Origin of the sequence: Shewanella sp. SP2S2-6 (assembly GCF_031931965.1) — a bacterium.
GTDB lineage: Bacteria > Pseudomonadota > Gammaproteobacteria > Enterobacterales > Shewanellaceae > Shewanella > Shewanella baltica.
In genome coordinates, this window is sequence record NZ_JAUOEQ010000001.1 from 213,111 (window position 1) to 234,254 (window position 21,144).

Consider the following 21,144-nt stretch of genomic DNA (forward strand, 5'->3'; position numbering starts at 1 on the left):
ACAGCTAGCCACAGTGACATTAAAAGTGTCACTGCGGCCATGGGTTTCGTGTTTATAACTCGTACTACTTCTCGTTTTTCCACAAGGCTGGGGTTTGGCTCGGTTGCCAATTACTTTGGGAGAAATGCGCTTGCACTAAGGAATAAATTTTATCTTGATAGGAGACAAAATCAGGCTGCTGATAATCATGCTGATCCTGCCAAGCGGGGGCATAGTTATCTAGCGTGTCGAAACGGTATCCTTGGCGCAGTGCCTCTTCCACGAAGCGTTTAATTTTAGGCAAGTTGATGGTCGCACCTTGACCACGATGGGCATTCTCAAATAAGAAGTCATGGGTCAAGATCACCACTTTACCGTCGTGCAAACCATCGCTGCAGTCTAAGTTCTGCGTGCGACTGTTGAGAGGGTTCATTGTGGTGCCCGCACAGGTGTTGATCACTTGATTGATTTTATCCACCAGCTCAACCCCATCGGCCATAGATTCGGCTGGAAAAGCCACGCCCCAATCCTCTGGCCCCCAATCAAAGTCCCAACCAAATATTTTATAATCACTCTCGGCGAGCATATTTTGAATTTGCACCGCAACTTGCGAACTGTTGGTAGAGGTTTCGGCGGTACAAGCAAAAGCAGGGTCCCAAGGCGGCACAGTATCAGAGGTTGCACACAAGCCGTCGCCTTTAAGTTTACTGGTCACGCGCCAGCCATTGGTATAGGGCAAACGCGCCAACTTAGTCATCTTGTTGTTAGGATAACTGGCGGCATTAGGGATAAGCTCAACCACTTTGGCGGTGTTCGTCACAAAGTAGGTAAAGTCGGTGGCCGCATCTTGATAGGATTTCACCGGCCATAGACCCACTTGATTGCAATAAACCGCCCCCGATTGAACGCCATCGGTGCAGTTATGCAGCATATGATCGTAACTGTGGTTTGCCAGAATATGACCATCGTCTAATAAACGTTGCAGGGCGACAGCCGCTAACGCTTCGTTTTCATCCCCTTCGCCATACATATGAAATGCATTGATAAAGAAGGTCGCCTTGATATTGGCATCCTTTAGCGCATCCAATACCCCTAAAGTCGCGTCAATTGGACCATCATCAAAGGTGAGGTAAATGGTTTTATCGCTGGCGTGGGCAAGACTTACGCTCGCTAAACAGAGTCCAACTGCGGCGGCTATCGATTTCAGTTTCATGATCTCATCCTATAGATAATGTTTGAGGCTAATGGTTAAAAAGCAATGAGTTAACGCCCACTATGTCCAAACTCGCACACAGTCTCGCACTCATTCGCTCGGCTTATCTATAGTGAGTAATCTAGCCAGCGTTAGTTATACCATCCTAGCAACAAGCCATACTTTTCTACGCTAAGTTGATAAATCTCCCATCACCACTCAAGTTGAAATCACCGCCGCCCTCGCGTTAAACACAATAGAAAAATACCAATCCTAGTGTGAAAAGTACCGCATCAACAATTCGATAACAGGTAAGTTAACTGAAGAAAAAAACAACACTAAAGCACTACAGGGACGCTATAACATGTCAGAAGGTCAATTATTTAAGAGCTCTTTGCTCGCATTGTGTATCGCTAATGCCTTATTCGGGATGAGCTCAACCGCAGTCGCGGCGGAGCAACAAGAGGCAACGGCAGAAAATATGGAGGTAATCCAAGTACGCGGCATACGTCGCTCGATTGAAGCCTCATTGAATACCAAACGCTTCGCCGACTCCACGGTCGATGCCATCACCTCGGAAGACATAGGTAAGTTTCCCGATAAAAACATCGGTGATGCGCTGCAGCGAATTTCTGGGGTGACGGTCGATAGACAATACGGTGAAGTAAGCGGCGTTACTATTCGCGGTACAGCGCCAGAGCAGAGTCGTATTTTGCTTAACGGTCAAACCGTTGCTAGCACTTCTTGGTATGACTTGGGTCCTGCCACTCGTACCTTCAATATGGAATTGTTGTCGGCTGAGCAAGTGAACGCCGTTGAAGTGCACAAAACCCCGACCGCCAGACTTGAAGAAGGTGCGCTGGGCGGTACTGTCGATCTCAAAACCCGCAAGCCCTTAGATCTCGATGCCCACACCTATCAAGTCGCTGGCGAGCTGAGCCAAAGCAGTCTGTACGATGAAACGGACCCGAGTGGCTCTTTCCTCGGAAGCTGGAAAAATGACGATGAAAAGTTCGGCATTTTAGGCGCCTATTCAGTAGAAAAAATTACCAGCGGCCGCCAAGTACTGGAATCTCTCAGTGGTTATTATGAATACTTCGCCGCCGATCCCGCGCAAAATCAAGAATCTACCGTTGGCGCTTGGGGCATAGGCTCGCAGGCCTTTAGAGCCGAACGTGAACGGACCAGCGCCCAAGTCACACTGCAATTTGCACCGACTGACAATACCGAGTTCACCTTAGATTACTTTAATTTTGAACTCGATATCCCCCACGTAAACCATAACTTCTTAACCGTTGGCGCACGCGGTTCAGGCTCCACCAACGTAGTGAATAACGCCCAAGGCGGCACAGCGTCGGCAACGATTTTGCCGGCGTATGCGTCGATTATTTATAACCCTGTGGTGCGCCATGCGGTCAATATGAAATCTGACGTACTCAACTTGACCGGAAAATACGTCGGGGACAGTTTTACGGTGAGCGGCGTCATCGGCCAATCGACCTCAGATGGCGGCACCCAAGGCGGTTCATCTTCTTGGTGGATCCCAGCGACGGATCAAGGCGGTAAAATTGGCGACCCCGCCTTCCCTAATGGTCAAGGCAGTGTCGATGGCGGCTTTAGTTACGATGCCACGGGTCCCTACCAAGTGGTGCTGACGAGTTTAGATGCCAACGATGCCAGCCAATTCAAGCACGCCCAAGAGGCGAACTACGAAACCACAGTGCAAGATCATAAAGTGACCTACGCACAGTCCGATTTCGAATATCAACTCGACCATGATTTTATTAACAAAATTGCGGTCGGGATTAAGTACAACACCAGTGATTTCGAGCGTAATGCCTTCAACCGTAACCCCGCAGAAATCCTAGGTTTCGTGCCTAATGGCAACCTAGCCAACTGGAGCGATGGCGTGCTGTCTGGGCTACATTCCCAGAGCGGCGGCAATGTGCTCGACTCCTATGCCAAGTTAGATGAAGACAAATGGTGGGCCTTTATCAGCGAGAAATACGCCAATGGCGAGTTAGTGGAAGTCGCCGATCTCGGTAACACCTTCACTGTCGAAGAGGATATGTTTGCCCTGTACGCCAAAGCGGATTTCAGCGGCGAATTCTACCGTGGTAACTTTGGCGTGCGTTACGTTAACACTGACCAAACCTCAACCGGTTTTGCCGATGGCAAGCCCTACAATGAATCCGTCAATTACGATAATTGGCTACCGAGTATCAACGTCGCCTTTGATCTGCAAGAAGATTTAATCCTACGTGCTTCGGCCTCTTCCGTGATGGCACGTAACAACTATAGCGATCTCAAACCAGGTTTAGCCATAGCGAAAAACTTTGGTACTGCAACCGGCGGCAATCCAAATTTGAAACCCTATAAGGCGAATCAAGCCGACCTTGGCATCGAATGGTACTTCACTGAATCTTCTATGCTGTCGGCGGCTTTGTTCTACAAAGATATTGATAACGTAGTGTTTGTCACTGAGTCGACGCAATATATCGAAGGTTGCGGCGCATCAGAATCCGAGTGGGATAAATGCCGCGTCACAGCCCCTGCCAACGGCGGTAGCGGCTCAGTGACTGGGCTTGAAATCCAGCTGCAACATAACTTTGAAAGCGGTTTTGGCTTCTTGACCAACTACACCTATGTTGACAGTAAAAGCACTCGCCCCGATGGCACTGAACAAATGATTGAAGGCGTGTCAGAAAACTCCTTCAACGGCTCACTCTTCTACGAAGATGATCTATTCAGCGCCCGTATCGCCTATAACTGGCGTTCAGAATACTTAGGCGTGGGTAACATTCAAAACGTGTTAAACGACAGCTATCAACAAGTCGATGCCTCGATTATTTGGCATGCGATGGAGAACTTAGATGTTTCACTCGAAGGGGTTAACTTAACCAATGAAGTGGTGCAATCCTATGATGTTAAATACGGATTGACCCAAAATACCATCGAATTTGGTTCACGTTATTTCGTCGGTGCCAGCTACAAATTTTAAACTTGAGTCACACCATAGCCGACCTTAGGGTCGGCTTTTTGCGTTGATAATGCAGTGGGGATAAGCCATGAAAGTGAAGCAAGCAATCAGAAAAATCATTATCTTAGGTGGCGGCACCGCAGGCTGGATGGCAGCGGCCGCCCTCGCGAATAACCCCGTATTTGCCGCCATTGAACTCTGTTTAGTGGAATCGGACAACATAGGCACTATCGGCGTTGGCGAAGGCTCGACGCCACACTTAAAACGCTTTATGGACAACTTAGGCATTAGCGAAAAAGATTGGATGGAACGATGCCACGCCAGCTATAAAACCGGCATCGACTTTATCAATTGGAATGGTGACGGGCAGCAATATTTCCACCCTTTCTATTTTCAAATGGATGTAAAACCCGCCGAAGTCTTTTTTATCAACGCCAATGCGAGGCGCCGAGGGCATGGCAATGCCGTTAAACCCGATGCGTTTTTCTCAAGCGGTGTGTTGGCCAAGCACAATCTCAGCCCAAGGCCGAATAAAGCAATGCCCTACATCAACGAATACGGCTATCACTTCGATGCCACTGAGCTGGCCAATTACTTAAAAGATTATGCCTGCCAACGCGGCGTACGGCAGATCATTGCTGATGTGGTCGAGGTTTCAACCACCCAACACCAGCAGATTGAGACGCTGAACCTAGCAAATGGCGAACGACTAAGCGCCGACTTTTTCATCGATGCCAGCGGCTTTAGCGCTAAGTTAATTCATAAAGCCCTAGGCGTGCCCTTTCAATCCTTCGCCGAGGAGTTACTCAACGACAGCGCCGTCACTGTACCTGTACCTGTACCTGTACCTGTACCTGTACCTGCATTATTGGACTCCACTCAAACGCAGCAGGCAAAATACCATACCCGCGCCACGGCGCTCAGTGCGGGCTGGCTATGGCAAATCCCCCTCACCCACAGGCTTGGTAATGGCTATGTTTATAGCAGTCGCCACCTCAGTGCCAATGCCGCGGCTAAGGAATTATTGCACAGTGTAAATTTACCCGAGTCGACCCAAGTGCGGTTTCTTAAAATGCGGGTCGGCGTTAGTGACAAGGCTTGGCACAACAATGTACTGGCGATTGGGCTTGCGCAAAGTTTTATCGAGCCACTCGAAGCCACGTCCATCATGATGACTCAGTTCACCCTTGAAAGATTTATGTCATTATTCGAGCGTTATCAGTTAAATAAGCAGGCAGAAACCTTAAGTCGACAAACACTGAATCAGGCGGTGATGCAGTTAGTGCTCGGCATAAAGGATTACATTCAGGCCCATTATGTCACCAGTCAGCGCAGCGAACCCTATTGGATGGCGGCGAGAAAAGTCGCCATTTCCCAAAGGCTGACGCAACTATTAAAAGCTTGGTATCAAGGGGAAGACTTTGATTTACTGCTTTACCAATACGATCAGCAGCTAGCCTACTTTCGCCCTTCTTGGTATGCGCTATTAGCGGGAATGGATTACCGTGACCCAAAACTGAAGCGCCCATTTGAGCCGATTTCAGCGGACATTACGGCGCAGGCGATAAGCTATTGCCAAACCTTAGTGGAGCAGTATTTTCAGCCTAAGCATTCGTGAAAGTAAGGGTTAAATCGCCCTTTGTTTACTGCTGAAGCGCTGACGAAAGCGACTCGGCGTGACGCCTTTAAATTGAATAAAGCGTCGATTGAAATTAGATAAATTATTGAAACCACACTGATCGCTGATGGTTGAAATCGGGCTCTGGTTCGAGAGTAATAACTTGCACGCCTTAGCGATCCTGAGTTGGTTGATAAACTCAGTTAAGGTTTTCTCGGTGCGTTTTTTAAAGAAGCGATGGAAATGATTGGTGCTCATGTGCGCCAACTTTGCCAAGTCCTGTGCCGACAAGGCCTGAGTGTAATTGTCATAAATATGCTCAATCACTTTATCGAGCTTTTTCACGGTAAAGTCGAGCTTACTGCCGTGGGTGAACAAGGTACTGGACAAGAGTTCTTGCTGACTATCCTGTTGTAATAACGCTAATAATTCCAATAACAAAATATAGCGTTTAAAGGGATTGGCCGTCTCCATCGCGATAAACACGCTATGCGCCTTGCGCGCCGTTTCCTCACTAAACAACACGCCCCGTTTGGCATGGGTCAAAAGCGAATGCAAGGATGCTAACTCGCGCTGCTCATTCACAATTTGGTGTAGCCAGGCTGCGGGAATCTGTGCCACATACACGACTTCCTTCACTCGATTTTTCGAAGCGGATCCCTTCAAACTGGGCTCTTTCAAACCGACCGCAGTTGAAGCGCCGCCTTTCAAACAATCGTTCTTTGAAGCCTCGTCAGGTGAAATATCAAGGTTAGCCTCGGATTGCCAGCCGTGGGGCATGTCAGGGCCGATGATCACTAAATCATAATCGCCATAGCGGGCAATATGGTCGCCCACATAACGCATGCCATAACTGTTGAGGGTTAAGCAGATTTCGTACTCGGGGTGATAATGCCAGTTGAGATCCATGTGGTCCCATTCATAGCGAAAGTAACGCCAAGAGCTGTTTTCATCGGGGATCACTTTTTCACACAGAGGTTTCATCCATTAAACTCCAGTTACTCATTCCTTTACCTTAGCTTCAATCAGCTCTTACAGATCAACGCCATTCACTCAAGCTAGCCGTTATTCCATCCTGTTAAATTATTCAATTACTTAAACCTTATTTTTAATGCAAGCCTTGACCTATCAGCTCGGCGAAATCGCTGTGCCTCGCGCACTATTGTCTATAGCAAGTCAGCCCTACAGTGATACTCAACTCCGTTACTCTAATACTATTCTATCCAATGTTAATTAAAGGTAACTATTTTACAAGTAAACACTTTATCAGCAGATACTAAAACGCGGTTTTACCTATACCCATCCGCAGCAGCTAACTGCAACTCGTATCTATCACCATTATCTATCGCCAGTATCTATCGCCAGTATTTACAAGTATCTACAGCCCGTATTAACTGCACCTGATGTAAATCAGCCAAATCAGCACAAACACGATTTGACTATGTGAGAATAGTATCGACAGAGGCACCATTCGTATCACCACCAAAGCGAGCGTCAAGCCACAATGAATTTCACTTAATTCAATTGGCTAAGCACATGAAACACAAAATCATCATTCTGTTTGTCCTCTGCACTTTCTTTGTGATTTCCTTGATGACCAACAGCATGGGGCCGATTTTCCCTGCGTTAATTGACAGTTATGCTATCGGCCTGACGTTGGCGGGGTTATTTCCCTTTGCGTTTTTTATCGCCTACGGCGTGACATCGATTCCTGCGGGAATTTTGGTGGACAAGTACGGTGAAAAACGGGTGATCATCTTAGCCTTTAGCCTAGCGTTCATCGGCGCCGTCACTTTTGTGTGTCTCCCTACCTTTAGCATCGCCATGTTTAGCCTGTTTTGTATTGGCACTGGCATGAGCTTATTGCAGGTAGCAGTGAATCCCTTACTGCGCCAAGCCGCGGGGCCTGAGCACTTTGCCTTTTTCTCCGTACTGGCCCAACTCGCCTTTGGCGGCGCCGCAACCTTAGCGCCGCTGGTGTACCAGCATTTTGTCGCCTTAGATCAAGCCAGTGTTGCATCAGCCAACTATGTGCAACAGCTATTGCCCGAGAACATGAGTTGGCTCGCCATGTATTGGTTATTCGCCGTAGTCGCGCTCGCCATGATGCTCTTTGCCAGCATAGTGAAGATGCCCAAAGTGAATAAACTGGCAGATGAGTCGGCGGGTGCCCTGGAGACACATTTACGCCTTTTCAAAGATAAAACCGTTTTGAAATTCTTCTTCGCTATCGCCGCCTATGTTGCGCTTGAGCAAGGGCTTGCTAACAGTATCTCAGTCTTTTTGCTTCAATATCATGGTCTTGATACCTTAAGTGTCGGCGCCAATGTGGTTAGCGATTTTTGGTTTTACATGACGCTCGGCTGCCTACTCGGTTTGCTGCTACTTAAACTTATCGACAGTCAGATCTTGCTGCTCAGTTTTTCCCTTAGTTCACTGGTTTGTTTTCTGGTGGCGATTTGGGGACCGAGCCAACTAGCATTAATTTGTTTCCCATTGGTTGGCTTTTTCATTTCTATCATGTGGTCGGTGATCTTCTCGCTGGCGCTTAATTCGCGCACTCAAGATCACGGATCATTCGCCGGCATTCTCTGCACTGGCATTATCGGCGGCGCGTTTATCTCGCCTATCATTGGTGTTATCAGTGAGCTGTCCGGCGAGTTACGGCTCGGGATGCTAGTGCTGTTAATTCCTATGGCATACATAGGCTATGTCGCGCTAACGGCTCGCCCCTTGATTAAAAACACCACCCTATTTTCTGCTAAAACGGCATCAAAAGATGATGATTCTAAGCAGATGGCAACAACCAACACGAGAGGCAACAAGCTATTATGAGCGTCCTATGTTTAGACCTTGGGGGAACTAAACTGATGTTGGCACAGGTGGAAGGTAAAACCTTACTCGACACTTGGCGGTATCCCGTTCCCGCCGATGGCAATTTCGAACAATTATTCGATTTCCTCGTGACCTGTATCCACAGCCATCTCACGCCTGAAACCTATGGTATTTCCATCGGGATACCCGGCATGGTGGATATGCACAGCGGCACTTTACTCGAAGTGCTCAATATCCCTGCATTGACGGCAACGCAGTTAGCCCAGAAACTTAAAAATACCTTTGAAATGGATGTTGTTGTGAATAACGATGCGAACCTCTTTGCCCTTGGCGAAGCTGTGCTCAACAGCAATCAAGACATGCTCGGGATTACCTTAGGCACTGGCGTGGGCGCTGGGGTGATTTTTAATGGTCAGTTGTATTCGGGTAAACATTGCGCCGCAGGTGAAATCGGCAGCTTGAGTTATCGCGATGGCATTATTGAGCACTACTGCTCGGGGCAATACTTCACCACTCACCATCACATGAGTGGCGAATATTTGTATCAAAAAGCCTGTGAAGGAGACAGCCAAGCGCTGCAAGCCTTCGCCCATTTTGGTGAACACTTAGCGCACATGATCGCCCAAACCTTACTGGTATACGATCCCAAAGATATCGTCCTTGGCGGCTCAGTCAGCAAAAGCTTTCCCTTCTTTATTGAAGCGCTTAAACAGAAATTGCAAAGCTTAGTCTATGGCCCGCAACTGGCGGACTTGACGATTTCAGCCAGCCAACATCACAATGCGGCACTCATAGGCGCGGCGCAATGGTTTTTACAACAAAAGGACTCAGTTAAGTGAAAGGACTAACGAAAGGGAAAGGACTAACGAAAGGGAAAGGTAAAATAAAGTGGCAGAGGATTAAGACGGCCTTAGTCAGCGGCATAATGGCAGTGCTTCCCGTGGCGCCAGTGCTTTCAATATTTATTATGCCATCGGTACAGGCCGCCAACGCCGTGCAGGAGGCAAATCATGTCGCACTTAATCAATTGGCCGATAAACTTCAGCTAAGTTATCAGTTAACCGCCAGTTATCTTGAAACCTGTCCCGCTAAAGAAACCCTATGCTATCGCTCTGCCATTGAGCTAACCCTGCCCACTCAGCTATCCAACGACAAGTTATCCAACGAAGAGCTAAATCATGGCGATTGGCAAATTTATTTCAGCCAACTATCGCCCGTTTATTTTGTCGATGCGGGTGACTTTAACATTGAACATATCAATGGCGATTTACACAAAATCACTCCTAAAGCCAGTTTTAAGGGTTTCGTCGCCAATCAAGTTTATCGTATTGAGTTTTATAGCAAAGGCAGCCAAATCACCCGCTCCGAGTTTATGCCAAATTTCTTTGTCGCTATGGGCGATAAGGCGCAGGTAATAAAGAGCACTCAAACAAGGCGCGATCCAGAAACAGGCTTAACCCAGCAAGACTACCTGGCGCCTTTTAATGCTGAAAAACAATTCTTACTGGCAAAAAACGATGCAACCCCCTTTGCCGATGGCCAGTATTTAGCCGAGCAATATCAAGCCTTAGCCGCAGACAAAGCACCTGACATTAGCGGCAAACTTATCCCCACACCACTTCATAGCCAAAGCCTAAACTCGGCGCCTTTATCCCTTGCTGAAGGTTATCGACTCGCGGCTGCAACTGTCGATTTTAAGGGCCGGCAGGCGGCGTTGGATTACCTCGATTCTTTAGGCTTTTCGGCCAAGGACAAAGGCATGCCGCTGTTATTGCAACTCGATACTCAAGCTCCTAAAGTCGCCAGCACTGAAGCCCATGATAGTGAAATTAAAAACAGCGAAGCCTATCGGTTAACCATAACGGCCGAGCAAATCAGTATTCGAGCGGGCAGTGAAGCGGGACTCTTCTATGGCCTACAGAGCCTAGCTGGGCTGATCAGTTTAAGTGACGATCAACTGGTCGCCATCGATATTCAAGACCAGCCTCGCTACGCCTTTCGCGGCCTGCACATCGATTTAGCCCGTAACTTCCACTCGCTCGATTTTATCAAACGCATTATTCCACAGCTCGCCGCCTATAAAATCAATAAGCTGCATTTGCACTTAGCCGACGATGAAGGCTGGCGTTTAGCCATACCCGGCTTACCCGAACTGACCGATGTGGGTGCAAAACGTTGTTTCGATTTAACCGAGCAAAGCTGTTTATTGCCACAACTGGGCAGTGGCATAGCGGACGTAAACCCCGTCGATGGCTACTTAACCGTGGCGCAATACCAAGCAATATTACAACTGGCTGATGCTCACCATATCGAAGTGATCCCTTCACTGGACATGCCGGGGCATTCACGCGCCGCAATAAAATCCATGGAGGCCCGTTATCACCATTACCTAGCAAAAGGAGATAAAGCTAAGGCGGAGGAGTTTTTACTGACTGAATTTGCAGATAAAACCCAATATTCGTCGATTCAGTATTATCACGACAATACACTCAATGTGTGCTTGGCGAGCACCTACCACTTTATCGATACAGTGATTGATGAAGTCAAAAAAATGCACCAAGCCGTAGGCATTCCCTTAGTGCATTACCATATAGGCGCCGATGAAACCGCGGGCGCTTGGGTCGACTCTCCCGCGTGTATCGCAATGAAAAAACAAAAAGCCGATGAGTTAGCTGGACTCCACTCACTCAATGGCTACTTTATCGAACGCGTTGCTAACATGCTGGCAGATAAAGGGATTATTGCCGCAGGTTGGAATGATGGCATGGGTGAAGTGCGCCCCGAAAACATGCCCGCCCAAGTGCAATCTAACGCTTGGTCACTGATTTCAGACAACGGCCATCAAATCGCCCATAAGCAAGTCAATCTTGGCTGGAAGGTCGTGCTCTCAACGCCGGAAGTCACCTATTTTGATTTTCCCTATGTTAGCCATCCAGATGAGCGCGGTAATCATTGGGCTGCAAGGGCAATAGACAGCTTTAAGGTGTTTAGCTTTATGCCCGACAACCTGCCCGCCCATGCCGAGCGCTGGCGCAATAGTTTAAATCAGCCATTTATCGCGGACGACAGCCACAGCCAGCTCAAGCCGGGACACGGTTTTTACGGCTTGCAGGGGAATCTTTGGAGCGAAATGGTGCAATCGGATGAGCAAGCAGAATACATGCTATTCCCGCGCATGATAGCCCTTGCAGAACGGGCATGGCACAAGGCACCGTGGGAATTAGCCTATGATTATCAAGGTAAAATCTATAGCCAACAGACTCAACATTTTGCCAGCCAACTCAATGGCCAAGCCGAGCAAGTCCTCAAACAGGATTGGCAAACTTTCGCCGCTGTGTACGCCAATAAAGTGCAGCCTAAGTTAGCAAAAGCGGGAGTTTTCTACCGCATAGCACCACCTGGGATTCTTGTTGAAAATCAGCTGTTAGTGCTCAATAGCTTATATCCCAATGCCGAGCTGGAATACCAACTCGACTCAGGACCTTGGCTAAGCTACCGTCAAGCGTTCAAGCTTAATGATGTCAAACACATCCGCGCCAGAGTCAAAGATGGCACGCGTTATTCTCGCCCATCGACTTGGCAAGGCACCCTCTAGTCGTTTCTCGTAAAAAGTCGGCCATCACATGTGATGGCCGATACGTTAATTAGCTATTTAATTAATGCCGCTGCTCGATAGGTTAAGTCTAAGCTTAACACTCTTAAATTGAGGCTTTTCAATCACAGCGCAACTCAGGCTATAATCTCAGTATTCGCGAGCACACTGTACCAGTGCAACACGCTGCCTGTGCAATGCGCTTTATCAGTGACTGTTCACCATAACATTTTACCTAACCTAAGGATCCACCTGCCGATGACAACTGCTTCGACTAGCCCCTTTGCCGTGTTAAATCAAACCACAGCAACCTCGTTTAATGAGCAGAAAAATCTGATTAAACGGGTATTTAAAGGTAAGCCAGTGCAATGTCCTAGCTGTAAACAGACATTAAAAGTGATATTGCCTGAGCAGGCAAAGGCAGAACAAGCGGCAGGAATATACTGTGCCAAAGGCTGTACCGATATCGAACTCGATATGGAAGCCGTCGCGGGACTCTAGCTATCCTAGATTAATCACGCACAAAGATGCTCTTCACATCAACGCCAAAACGACTATGCAAGCGCTAAAAATTTAACCTCTCAGTTAAGGCTAGAGATGACCTTAGCTGATCACGGCAGTTGCTTAAGCTGCCCGCGAAAATAATGCCGATAAAAGCCCACCAGATTACTGCCAATAAAGAGTACCTCCATTAACACTGCCACGGGCGATCCCACTAAGGCATTGTGAACGAGCCAAAAACTGGTTCCGACTATCATCAGTAATCTAAGATCTTTATCCCTTTGGCAGAATGCGGCGCGGGTTTGAAACAGTGTGCCGAGACAACTGATCACCGTCGTTATGCCATTGAAGGTCACGATACTCATTGCCACTGCTGCGCTAGAAAAACACCACATGGCCACCTTTGACGTCGTAAACATGCTGGTGAGATAACGCACTGTGGCTATGCCCATTAAGCCTGCTGCAGTCCATTGCTGCAACAGACAAAAATGAATAGAAATCAGAATACCCGATACAAAAAGGCAGGCGACAATCCGCTCCCGCGCCTTAAATTGAAACGAAATCAGATCGAAGATAATGGCTATCGCCACCAAAATTTGAGACAAGGTAAACGCAGTCAACTTATTAAGCCCCTTAGCTTTAAGCAATAATGCGCACTCTGATTGGAAGCCTTATAGACTTGAGGGCGCAACTTAAGGCGCAGCATCATAGGAATCGCGCTTTAGCGCATTAACTTAAGTTAACTGGGGGCAAAAAACGCTAAAAGGAGTCTTGAAGTCGTCGACGCATACGCGACAAACTGATTGCCGTAATGCCAATATAATTAGCTAACTGACCTTGGCTTAACCGCTCAAGCCAAAGTGGTGAATGTTCGCGTAAATACAGATAACGTTGCTCAGGTGTGTGCAGCAGTAAAAAGGCTTCCTTTTGTTCTTTATACAATAATTGCTGTTTAAGTAACCCAAGTTGCACGGGCTGCAGCGAAGTATCATCCAACACGGATAACGGCATTAGGATAAGTTTACAGGCGCTTAAAGCTTCTAATTGGTAACGAGCGGGAATTTGCTTCAGCCAACTGACATACAAAAAACACAATTCACCCTCGAAATAAAACTCCTTACAGCGCTCTGTGCCATCCTGCGTATAATGGCAAGCGCGCACTATACCATCTACAACAAAATATGCCTGTGACTGCTCATTTCCTTGGCCAAGAAGCACCTCTCCCGCCGGCACGTTCAACGCTTTAAACTGTGGTAAGTAACGTTCAACAGCAGCTTGACTCGCCCCTAATGCAATCAAATATTGTTGCAGTGGTTGGCAAGTTGGCACCTGCAATACAGCAGTCTTTTTTACGTCATCAGGTTCAATCATGCGAGCAACTCAGCGATTTATCACTAAACACTTAACCATTGCCATTCAAGCAAAGGTTCAGCACTCGCTTGCAAACCCCGGCTCAGCGTGACGTTGAATACACTTTTAGCGGGAATACTTCCCACGCCCTTGGGGGTGCCTGTCATCACAATATCGCCGTCATCGAGACTGATAAAGGCTTGCAGCTCAGATAAAATAGTCTGAGGTTTGTAGATCATTAAATCGATATGCCCCTCTTGCACCAAGTTATCGTTGATACTCAAGGTAAAATGCAGCGGCGCCTTGGCATCATCAATCGCCACAAAGGGACTGAATAATGCGGCACCATCGAAGGCCTTTGCCCGCTCCCAAGGCAATCCCTTGGCTTTTAACTTGCTTTGTAAATCACGTTTAGTGAGATCTAAGCCAATGGCAACGCTGCTAAAACGGCCATCTTGAAACATAAAACACAGCTCGGTTTCATAGTGCAAGGCTTCGCCTTGATGCTCCGAAAGCAGCACAGTCGACATCGCCGAATTGGGCTTTAAAAACACCACCATGTCGTCGGGTATGTCATTGCCCAACTCATGGATATGGTCGACATAATTACGTCCAATACAGATAATTTTTGTCGGTACGATACGCTTTTCATCCAAAACGACAGATTTCATTTTTAATCCTTTTTACGATACGGTCGAGATTATTTTTAAATAATCAAACCAAGAAGTTAACCTTAACTAGCGCTAAACTCTCAATAGAAAAATTCACTTTACTTGTGACGAACTCTGCTACACTTGAATTAATATTTCAATAAAAACAGCGATCTAATCATTATTAAACCCATTTTACAGGGACAGTCCTAGAAGAGGTTTTCGCACTATGTTGACGCTTACCATAAAACAAAAAATCATATTTAGCTTTAGTGCCATCGGCGCGCTGCTCATCGCTGGCAGTAGCTTCTTCTATTATTCACTCTCACAAGTACAAACCGCCTATCAAAATATCGAAACCTTAGCCGTACCAGTGCAAAAGCAGAGTAATAGCTTACAACTGGTGCTGTTAAAAATGTCACGCCTTGCCACCTTGGCCCACAGCCAGCAAGACACAGCCGGCTTAACCAAAAGCCAGCAAGCATTTACGGCGCTGCAGAAGAAATATCAAAGTATCGAAAATGAGTTAATTGAACGAGTAGCTGATCAGCCTAAAATGCAGACTTCTCTAGATGAAGCAAAGGCAAGATACCAAGCCTATTTGCAACAAAGCCAGGCCATGTTTAGCGCTAAACTCGCCAATGAACAAGCAAAGCAGCAGTACCAACAACTCTTTAAGCGCTTTAACGATGCCAAGACCAACGCCAGTAATGCGATGATCGATCTCGAAACCCTGTCCATCCCCGATAATCCTACTCTGCTCGAAGAGATTGTCGGTACAGGCACGCGTATCGACGATATGTTGTATACGCTAACCAACACTATGGGAGAGCTGATCCACACTCAAAGTTTGGAGGTGATCCAATCGCACCAGCAAGATGTCGGTATTTTACTGGGGAACCTCACCACTAACTTTACTTTTTTAAAACAACAAACTGATGGGCTTGATACCTTAGGCTTGCTGCAAACCTTCGAACAGCAATATGCGATTATCAATACCTTACTCGCGGCGCCTGCCGAGCTTTATAAAACACAACAAGCCGTGGTTGAAGCACTGCGACAATCAGAGCAACATTACCTCGATGCCGATAAAGAGTTTAATGCGAATAATCTCGCCTTAGATAAGTTAATCAACTTAGCCGACCGCCGATTTACCAGCCTGCAAACCATCGCCAGTAATGATATTCAACAGGGGCAAACCTTAGCGATAGTGCTCGCATTGGTGTTTATCGTTATGGTGAGTTTTATTTCCTTCTTCACCTCCAAGGCCATGCTCAATCCATTAGCCTTAGTGAATGGCGCGCTGGCTAGCATCGCCCGTGGGGATTTATCTAAACGCATTCATAAACGCCATGACGATGAATTTGGCACCCTGATCGATAACATGAATACCTTGAGTGACGATCTTGCCAAGCTACTCACCAATATCAGCCAAAATGCCCATTCGCTGGACAGCTCAGCCACCCAAACCAATGAGCAAGGTCAGCGCATCGCCAATGCAGCAACCGCGCAAATCAGCCGCGTCGATGAGACTAAAGCCTTAGCTGAACAGATGTTTACCAGTTCTAATTTGGTAACAGAACAGGCCAGTGAGTCGGCGAAACAAATCAGCCAAGCCTCGAAATACGGCAATCAAGTGAAGCAAATTGCCGATGATAATCGCAATAAAATCGCCGAACTGAGCGCCCGCTTAAGTAGTTCGGTTGAGGTCATGTCTCGCTTGAGCATTCAAAGCGATAATATTGGCAGCATTTTAACCACCATTAGCAGCATTGCCGAACAAACCAATTTGCTGGCACTGAACGCTGCCATTGAAGCCGCCAGAGCGGGGGAACATGGACGGGGTTTTGCTGTTGTGGCCGATGAGGTGCGATCCCTTGCCTCACGCACTCAAGCTGCCACCGCTGAAATTCAAACCATGATCACGGCCCTGCAAAAAGAGACCTCCACGGCAGCGAGTGCAATTACCACAGGTCAAAATCAGGCAAACGAATGTGTCGGACAAAGCCAAACCCTGCAGGATGCTATCGCCCACATAGAAAGTACCTTACACACGCTCAATGACATGAGCCTAGAGATCACCCACGCCGCCCACGAGCAGTTAGACTACAGTCAACGTATTGAGTCGAGCATGAGCGAGGCGGCGCAAGCTGCGGATCAAAATGCCAATGAAGCCATGGACATGGCCAAACGCAGCAACGAAGTCACCACGCTTGCCCACTCACTCACCAGCTCAGTGGAACGCTTTAAACTCTAGTGAGTTTAGATTTTGGCAGTGATAACGAAAACTGCATTGAGGGTTACAAAAGTCAGGAGTTAGCGAGGTAAAAATAAGCACTTAAAAATGTTCACAGAAGTCGCAAAACCATCTTAGCGACTTCTGTGGCGGTATATCCAATGCCAACAAGTCTGCGGTTAAGCATATTCCATCAAAAATTCATCGAGTTGTTCGTTAGCCATTTCAATTTCGTCACCTTCAAACTGGGCGATATGGAACATACCCTCGCCTTCGTTAGTAACGGGAATATTGCTGATCCCTATGATAATGCCGTCGGTTGGTGCACGAATGGCCACACTGTCACCGCCGTGGGGACTGACGATATGGGCGATAATATAACCCTTAGTCACCCGCTGGCCGAGCTTGAGCTTCATATTCACTAAACCGTCGGATTCGCTGCGCACCCAATAACTGCGAATGGCGCTGACACTCGATCCCTTATTGCTCACCCGCCCCTTCAACATGCCTAAACTGCGCATCACATTAAGCACGCCCTTAAGGCCGGATTTTATCGACAATTCACTGAAACGTAATGCTTCGCCTGCCTCGTACAAAATACACGGAATGCCCTGTTGGTTAGCGTAACCCCGCATCGAAACACTGCGCGCTTTGGAATGCATGATCAGCGGCGCACCAAAGGCATTGGCCATGCCCAGCATAGTCTCATCGCTGGTATCACAGCGAATTTGCGGCAAGTTATCGCGGTGAATCGCGCCCGTATGTAAATCAATCACATGGGTTGCATGGACTAATAACTGAGTGGCAAAGAGGTTGGCTAACCGGCTTGCCAACGCCCCTTTACTGGAACCAGGGAAGCAGCGGTTGAGATCCCGCCTATCGGGTAAATAACGGGATTGCTGAATAAAACCAAACACATTCACAATCGGCACCACAATCAAGGTGCCCGTCAAATTCTTGGGATTGACTCTGGCTAATAGTCGCCGACAAATCTCAATACCATTGAGTTCATCCCCATGAATGGCGGCGCAAACCAGTAAAGTTGGGCCAGGTTTGGCCCCGTGAAACACTTCTACATGAATATCGAGTTGCGTATCGGTATACAACTTAGCGGCGGCCAGCTTGATCCCCAATTGAGTCCCTGCTGTGACTCGTTTACCTGCTAATTCAAATGCTTCACGTCTTTTTACCATGGCAACTCCCTTGTACTATCGAATGTTGTCCCGCGCGGCTGACTCATATTAGCTAATAGCGCTCGGCTATCGCTTATCGCCAGATGTCTAACACTAGAAACTAAAACTCACGTGAAGTTTAAGCGATTTATTGCGGCTCAAATTGGTTCAGCCAAGATTTTAAAACCTGCAACAACATAGGCCTATCTTCAGCGCTCACGCCCGCTAACAAGGCACTCTGACATTGAATATGCTGCGGCAATGCCTTATCAATGAGCGCCTTTCCCTCGGCAGTTAACGAGACATGGACGGCGCGGCGGTCTTCCTTACTGTGCGTTCGCGCTATCAGCCCCTTATTCTCGAGTCTGTCTAAACGGCTCGTCATAGCGCCTGAACTTAGCATCATGCTCTGATAAAGTTGCGAAGGCGAGAGGGTAAACGGCTCTCCCGATCGCCTTAACGTCGCGAGCACATCGAACTCGCCCTGACCTAAGCCAAATTCGCCATGGCATTGCAGCAACACCACTTCGATATATTTCGTTAAACGCGCGATTCGCCCAAGCACAGCCATAGGGATCAAATCCTCAGTCACCCCTTGTTGCTGCCACTGGCCGACAATGCTATCCAAACCATCTTCGCTTTCAAGGCCATCTGCTTTGGTGTTCGAAGCTGCTTGGTCTTTATCCGCAGGGCTTGCGTTTTTATCCGCTGAACTCGCGTTAGTACCCGAAGGACTCGCATTAATATCCGCAGGATTCGTGTGAGTGAGTGTCGTTTTCGCTGTCATAGCTTTATCTCAACATAAAGATTCTTTATATCATTCTTTACATCTTAGTCATTTTCTCGCAGAATTAAAATATCTTTACATCAAGATACATTTGAAAGAGATTCTTTTTGAACTGTAGTGATACAACTTCAACCTACTGTTGTTGAAAGGAAATCACCATAAGTGCGCCCAATGCCGCTACAGGTCACTCTTTCAGCAAATCAAACTTAGCTTATTTTTGGAGACAATCCATGCGGTCACCCCAGACAGAGAAAGCGAATTTATTGCTGCTCGGACTCGCGTTCATTCTTATCGGGCTAAATCTGCGCCCCATTCTCGCCTCGGTTGGGCCTTTACTGCCCAGCATACAAGAGGATATCAGCTTAAGTTTTACCTTAGCGTCTATGCTGACATTGCTGCCCGTGCTCGCCATGGGATTGGGCTGCTTTGCAGGCTTTAGTATCGCCAAACGTTTAGGATTCAATACCGTAATGACGGGATCATTGATCCTCTTGATCATCGCCACGGCGATGCGATTTTGGGCGATGGATGCAAGCTGGCTTATCTGCTCGGCATTACTGGCCGGAGTCGGTATCGCCCTTATTCAAACCATAATGCCTGCCATGATCAAACTCAATTTCGGTGAACGGGTGCCATTAATGATGGGGCTTTACGTCACCGCCATTATGGGCGGCGCTGCTTTGGCCGCCAGCAGTGCGCCTTTTATCGGGATGAACTTAGGTTGGCGTGCGGGCTTAGGCCATTGGACATGGTTGGGCGTAGTGGCACTGGCGCTATGGCTGATGGTTAAACACAAAGCCGTATTAGCGAATCAAACTACGGAGCAAACTGTGCCGCTTAGCTTTTGGCGTTTTCGTCGCAGTTGGTTATTGGCGATATTTTTTGCTTTAGGTACAAGCTGTTATGTCTGCGTGCTTGCATGGTTAGCCCCCTACGCGGTCGAGCTAGGTTATAGCCAGACTCAATCTGGATTAGTGTTAGGTTTCTTAACCAGCATGGAAGTGATCGCGGGCTTAGTGTTTCCTTGGCTTGCCAGCAAGTCGACGGACAGACGCGCCATCATAGCCCTACTGTGCTTGCTGCAACTCATCGGTTTTATGGGGCTCGCACTCGCCCCTCAAGTGTCGCTATTTTTATGGGCGGGACTGGCAGGATTAGGCATAGGCGGGATTTTTCCACTCGGATTAATTGTGACTATGGATCATCAACAAAATCCGATGTTAGCGGGTAAATTAACCGCCTTTGTACAAGGTGTGGGATATACGATTGCCGCCATTTCGCCTTGGATTGCCGGATTAATTCGCGATAATTTCAACAGCTTTAACAGTGCTTGGTTATTGCTCGGTGGCATCAGCCTGATGGCGTGGATACTATCTTGGCAATTTAATCCGCAGGGTTATGCACGCCAATATCAAATCGCGCGCTGCGTATCTTAAGTACCTAATCGGGTGGAATGGCGCTGCAGTTTACGGGAATAATGTAGGCATAAAAACCGCCATGTCGATTAACGAGCATGGCGGTTTTTATGGTGTGCGGCTCGATAAATCGAGCCCACACTAGGTTGAACTTAAGACTTTTTAACGAAGCACGTCAGGATCACAATACGAGTCCCGTTAACACGGCCTTCGATATGCTCTGGATTATTGGTCAATGCAATGTTACGCACCGCTGTGCCGCGCTTTGCCACAAAGCTAGTGCCTTTCACGTTTAAGTCCTTGATGATGACCACAGTATCGCCAGCGTTAAGCACGGCACCATTGCTGTCTAGCGTTGGAGTCGTGTCGTCACCTGCTGCGGCAACTTCGGCATCACCCCACGCTTTTAAATCGTCTTCAAGGTAAAGCATATCCAGTAAATCTTGCGCCCAGCTTTCGCCATTTAAGCGCTTAAGCATACGATATGACATCACTTGAACTGCCGGAACTGGGCTCCACATGCTGTCGTTCAGACAACGCCAGTGGTTCATGTCCATGGTATCCGGTGCCGCAATTTGGCCACTGCAGGTTTCACAAATCATGATCTCATTGTCACGGCCATCGGAGGCTGGCAGATCATAAATAGAGAGTTCAAGCTCGCTGCCACACAGTTCACACTTGCCGCCACAGCGACTTAGCAATTCATTTTCAGTCATTTCTCTGTTCTATATGCCTAGTAAAACGCGGATTATGCCATAAACTGGCTTTTTTCGGCAGGGGGCTTAAGCAATATAACCCTATTTTTTATAAGTTTTATAAACCACGCCCACACTGACT

Annotated in this window: 16 protein-coding genes; 8 read left to right on the forward strand and 8 right to left on the reverse strand. The window is 47.7% G+C overall.

Translation table 11 applies throughout. The annotated features are described in order from the left end of the window. Positions 1-64: 64 nt before the first annotated feature. Positions 65-1,192, reverse strand: coding sequence for a polysaccharide deacetylase family protein (locus tag Q4Q57_RS00880; RefSeq protein ID WP_311889289.1), 1,128 nt, complete (start codon positions 1,190-1,192; stop codon positions 65-67). A 343-nt stretch (positions 1,193-1,535) separates the two neighbouring features. Here Q4Q57_RS00880 and Q4Q57_RS00885 point away from each other — a divergent pair, with 343 nt between their 5' ends. After that, entirely contained in the window at positions 1,536-4,172 is a 2,637-nt protein-coding gene (locus Q4Q57_RS00885; protein WP_311889290.1) for a TonB-dependent receptor, read from the forward strand. 67 nt (positions 4,173-4,239) lie between these two features. Further along, the gene (locus Q4Q57_RS00890; RefSeq protein WP_311889291.1) at positions 4,240-5,769 is read left to right on the forward strand and encodes a tryptophan halogenase family protein; all 1,530 of its coding nucleotides are present in this window, start codon (positions 4,240-4,242) and stop codon (positions 5,767-5,769) included. A 9-nt stretch (positions 5,770-5,778) separates the two neighbouring features. Here the strand turns inward: Q4Q57_RS00890 and Q4Q57_RS00895 are convergent, their stop codons facing one another. Then, positions 5,779-6,753: an AraC family transcriptional regulator gene (locus tag Q4Q57_RS00895; protein WP_107946932.1), complete on the reverse strand. Its 975-nt coding sequence runs from the start codon at positions 6,751-6,753 to the stop codon at positions 5,779-5,781. Positions 6,754-7,305: 552 nt separating this feature from the next. Here Q4Q57_RS00895 and Q4Q57_RS00900 point away from each other — a divergent pair. From Q4Q57_RS00900 to Q4Q57_RS00915, 4 genes are all read left to right on the forward strand, one after another. Further along, positions 7,306-8,604 carry an MFS transporter gene (locus tag Q4Q57_RS00900; RefSeq protein ID WP_311889292.1) on the forward strand — a complete coding sequence of 433 codons (1,299 nt, stop codon included), beginning with the start codon at positions 7,306-7,308 and terminating at the stop codon, positions 8,602-8,604. After that, positions 8,601-9,443 (forward strand): ROK family protein, encoded by an 843-nt coding sequence (locus Q4Q57_RS00905; RefSeq protein ID WP_311889293.1) that lies wholly within the window; start codon positions 8,601-8,603, stop codon positions 9,441-9,443. The genes Q4Q57_RS00900 and Q4Q57_RS00905 overlap by 4 nt, the downstream gene beginning before the upstream one ends. An 86-nt stretch (positions 9,444-9,529) precedes the next feature. Then, positions 9,530-12,199 carry a family 20 glycosylhydrolase gene (locus Q4Q57_RS00910; protein ID WP_311889482.1) on the forward strand — a complete coding sequence of 890 codons (2,670 nt, stop codon included), beginning with the start codon at positions 9,530-9,532 and terminating at the stop codon, positions 12,197-12,199. A gap of 255 nt (positions 12,200-12,454) precedes the next feature. After that, positions 12,455-12,697 (forward strand): hypothetical protein, encoded by a 243-nt coding sequence (locus Q4Q57_RS00915; protein ID WP_006080930.1) that lies wholly within the window; start codon positions 12,455-12,457, stop codon positions 12,695-12,697. Between the two features lie 110 nt (positions 12,698-12,807). Here the strand turns inward: Q4Q57_RS00915 and Q4Q57_RS00920 are convergent, their stop codons facing one another. The 3 genes from Q4Q57_RS00920 to Q4Q57_RS00930 form a co-directional block, all read right to left on the reverse strand. Continuing rightward, positions 12,808-13,317: a YgjV family protein gene (locus tag Q4Q57_RS00920; RefSeq protein WP_006080929.1), complete on the reverse strand. Its 510-nt coding sequence runs from the start codon at positions 13,315-13,317 to the stop codon at positions 12,808-12,810. Between the two features lie 139 nt (positions 13,318-13,456). Further along, on the reverse strand, positions 13,457-14,068 hold the full coding sequence (locus tag Q4Q57_RS00925; protein ID WP_311889294.1) for a Crp/Fnr family transcriptional regulator: 612 nt from the start codon (positions 14,066-14,068) through the stop codon (positions 13,457-13,459). Positions 14,069-14,091: 23 nt separating this feature from the next. Beyond that, on the reverse strand, positions 14,092-14,718 hold the full coding sequence (locus Q4Q57_RS00930; RefSeq protein WP_259482114.1) for a fumarylacetoacetate hydrolase family protein: 627 nt from the start codon (positions 14,716-14,718) through the stop codon (positions 14,092-14,094). Positions 14,719-14,926: 208 nt separating this feature from the next. Here Q4Q57_RS00930 and Q4Q57_RS00935 point away from each other — a divergent pair, with 208 nt between their 5' ends. Then, positions 14,927-16,954: a methyl-accepting chemotaxis protein gene (locus Q4Q57_RS00935; RefSeq protein ID WP_311889295.1), complete on the forward strand. Its 2,028-nt coding sequence runs from the start codon at positions 14,927-14,929 to the stop codon at positions 16,952-16,954. A gap of 158 nt (positions 16,955-17,112) precedes the next feature. Here Q4Q57_RS00935 and Q4Q57_RS00940 read toward each other — a convergent pair whose 3' ends face one another. Further along, positions 17,113-18,126, reverse strand: coding sequence for a succinylglutamate desuccinylase/aspartoacylase family protein (locus tag Q4Q57_RS00940; protein ID WP_311889296.1), 1,014 nt, complete (start codon positions 18,124-18,126; stop codon positions 17,113-17,115). A gap of 127 nt (positions 18,127-18,253) precedes the next feature. Further along, the gene (locus Q4Q57_RS00945) at positions 18,254-18,892 is read right to left on the reverse strand and encodes a MarR family transcriptional regulator (RefSeq protein WP_311889297.1); all 639 of its coding nucleotides are present in this window, start codon (positions 18,890-18,892) and stop codon (positions 18,254-18,256) included. 230 nt (positions 18,893-19,122) lie between these two features. Here Q4Q57_RS00945 and Q4Q57_RS00950 point away from each other — a divergent pair, with 230 nt between their 5' ends. Beyond that, the gene (locus tag Q4Q57_RS00950) at positions 19,123-20,328 is read left to right on the forward strand and encodes an MFS transporter (RefSeq protein ID WP_311889298.1); all 1,206 of its coding nucleotides are present in this window, start codon (positions 19,123-19,125) and stop codon (positions 20,326-20,328) included. Between the two features lie 131 nt (positions 20,329-20,459). Here Q4Q57_RS00950 and Q4Q57_RS00955 read toward each other — a convergent pair whose 3' ends face one another. Beyond that, positions 20,460-21,023: an alkylphosphonate utilization protein gene (locus Q4Q57_RS00955; protein WP_106649971.1), complete on the reverse strand. Its 564-nt coding sequence runs from the start codon at positions 21,021-21,023 to the stop codon at positions 20,460-20,462. Between the last annotated feature and the right edge of the window lie 121 nt (positions 21,024-21,144).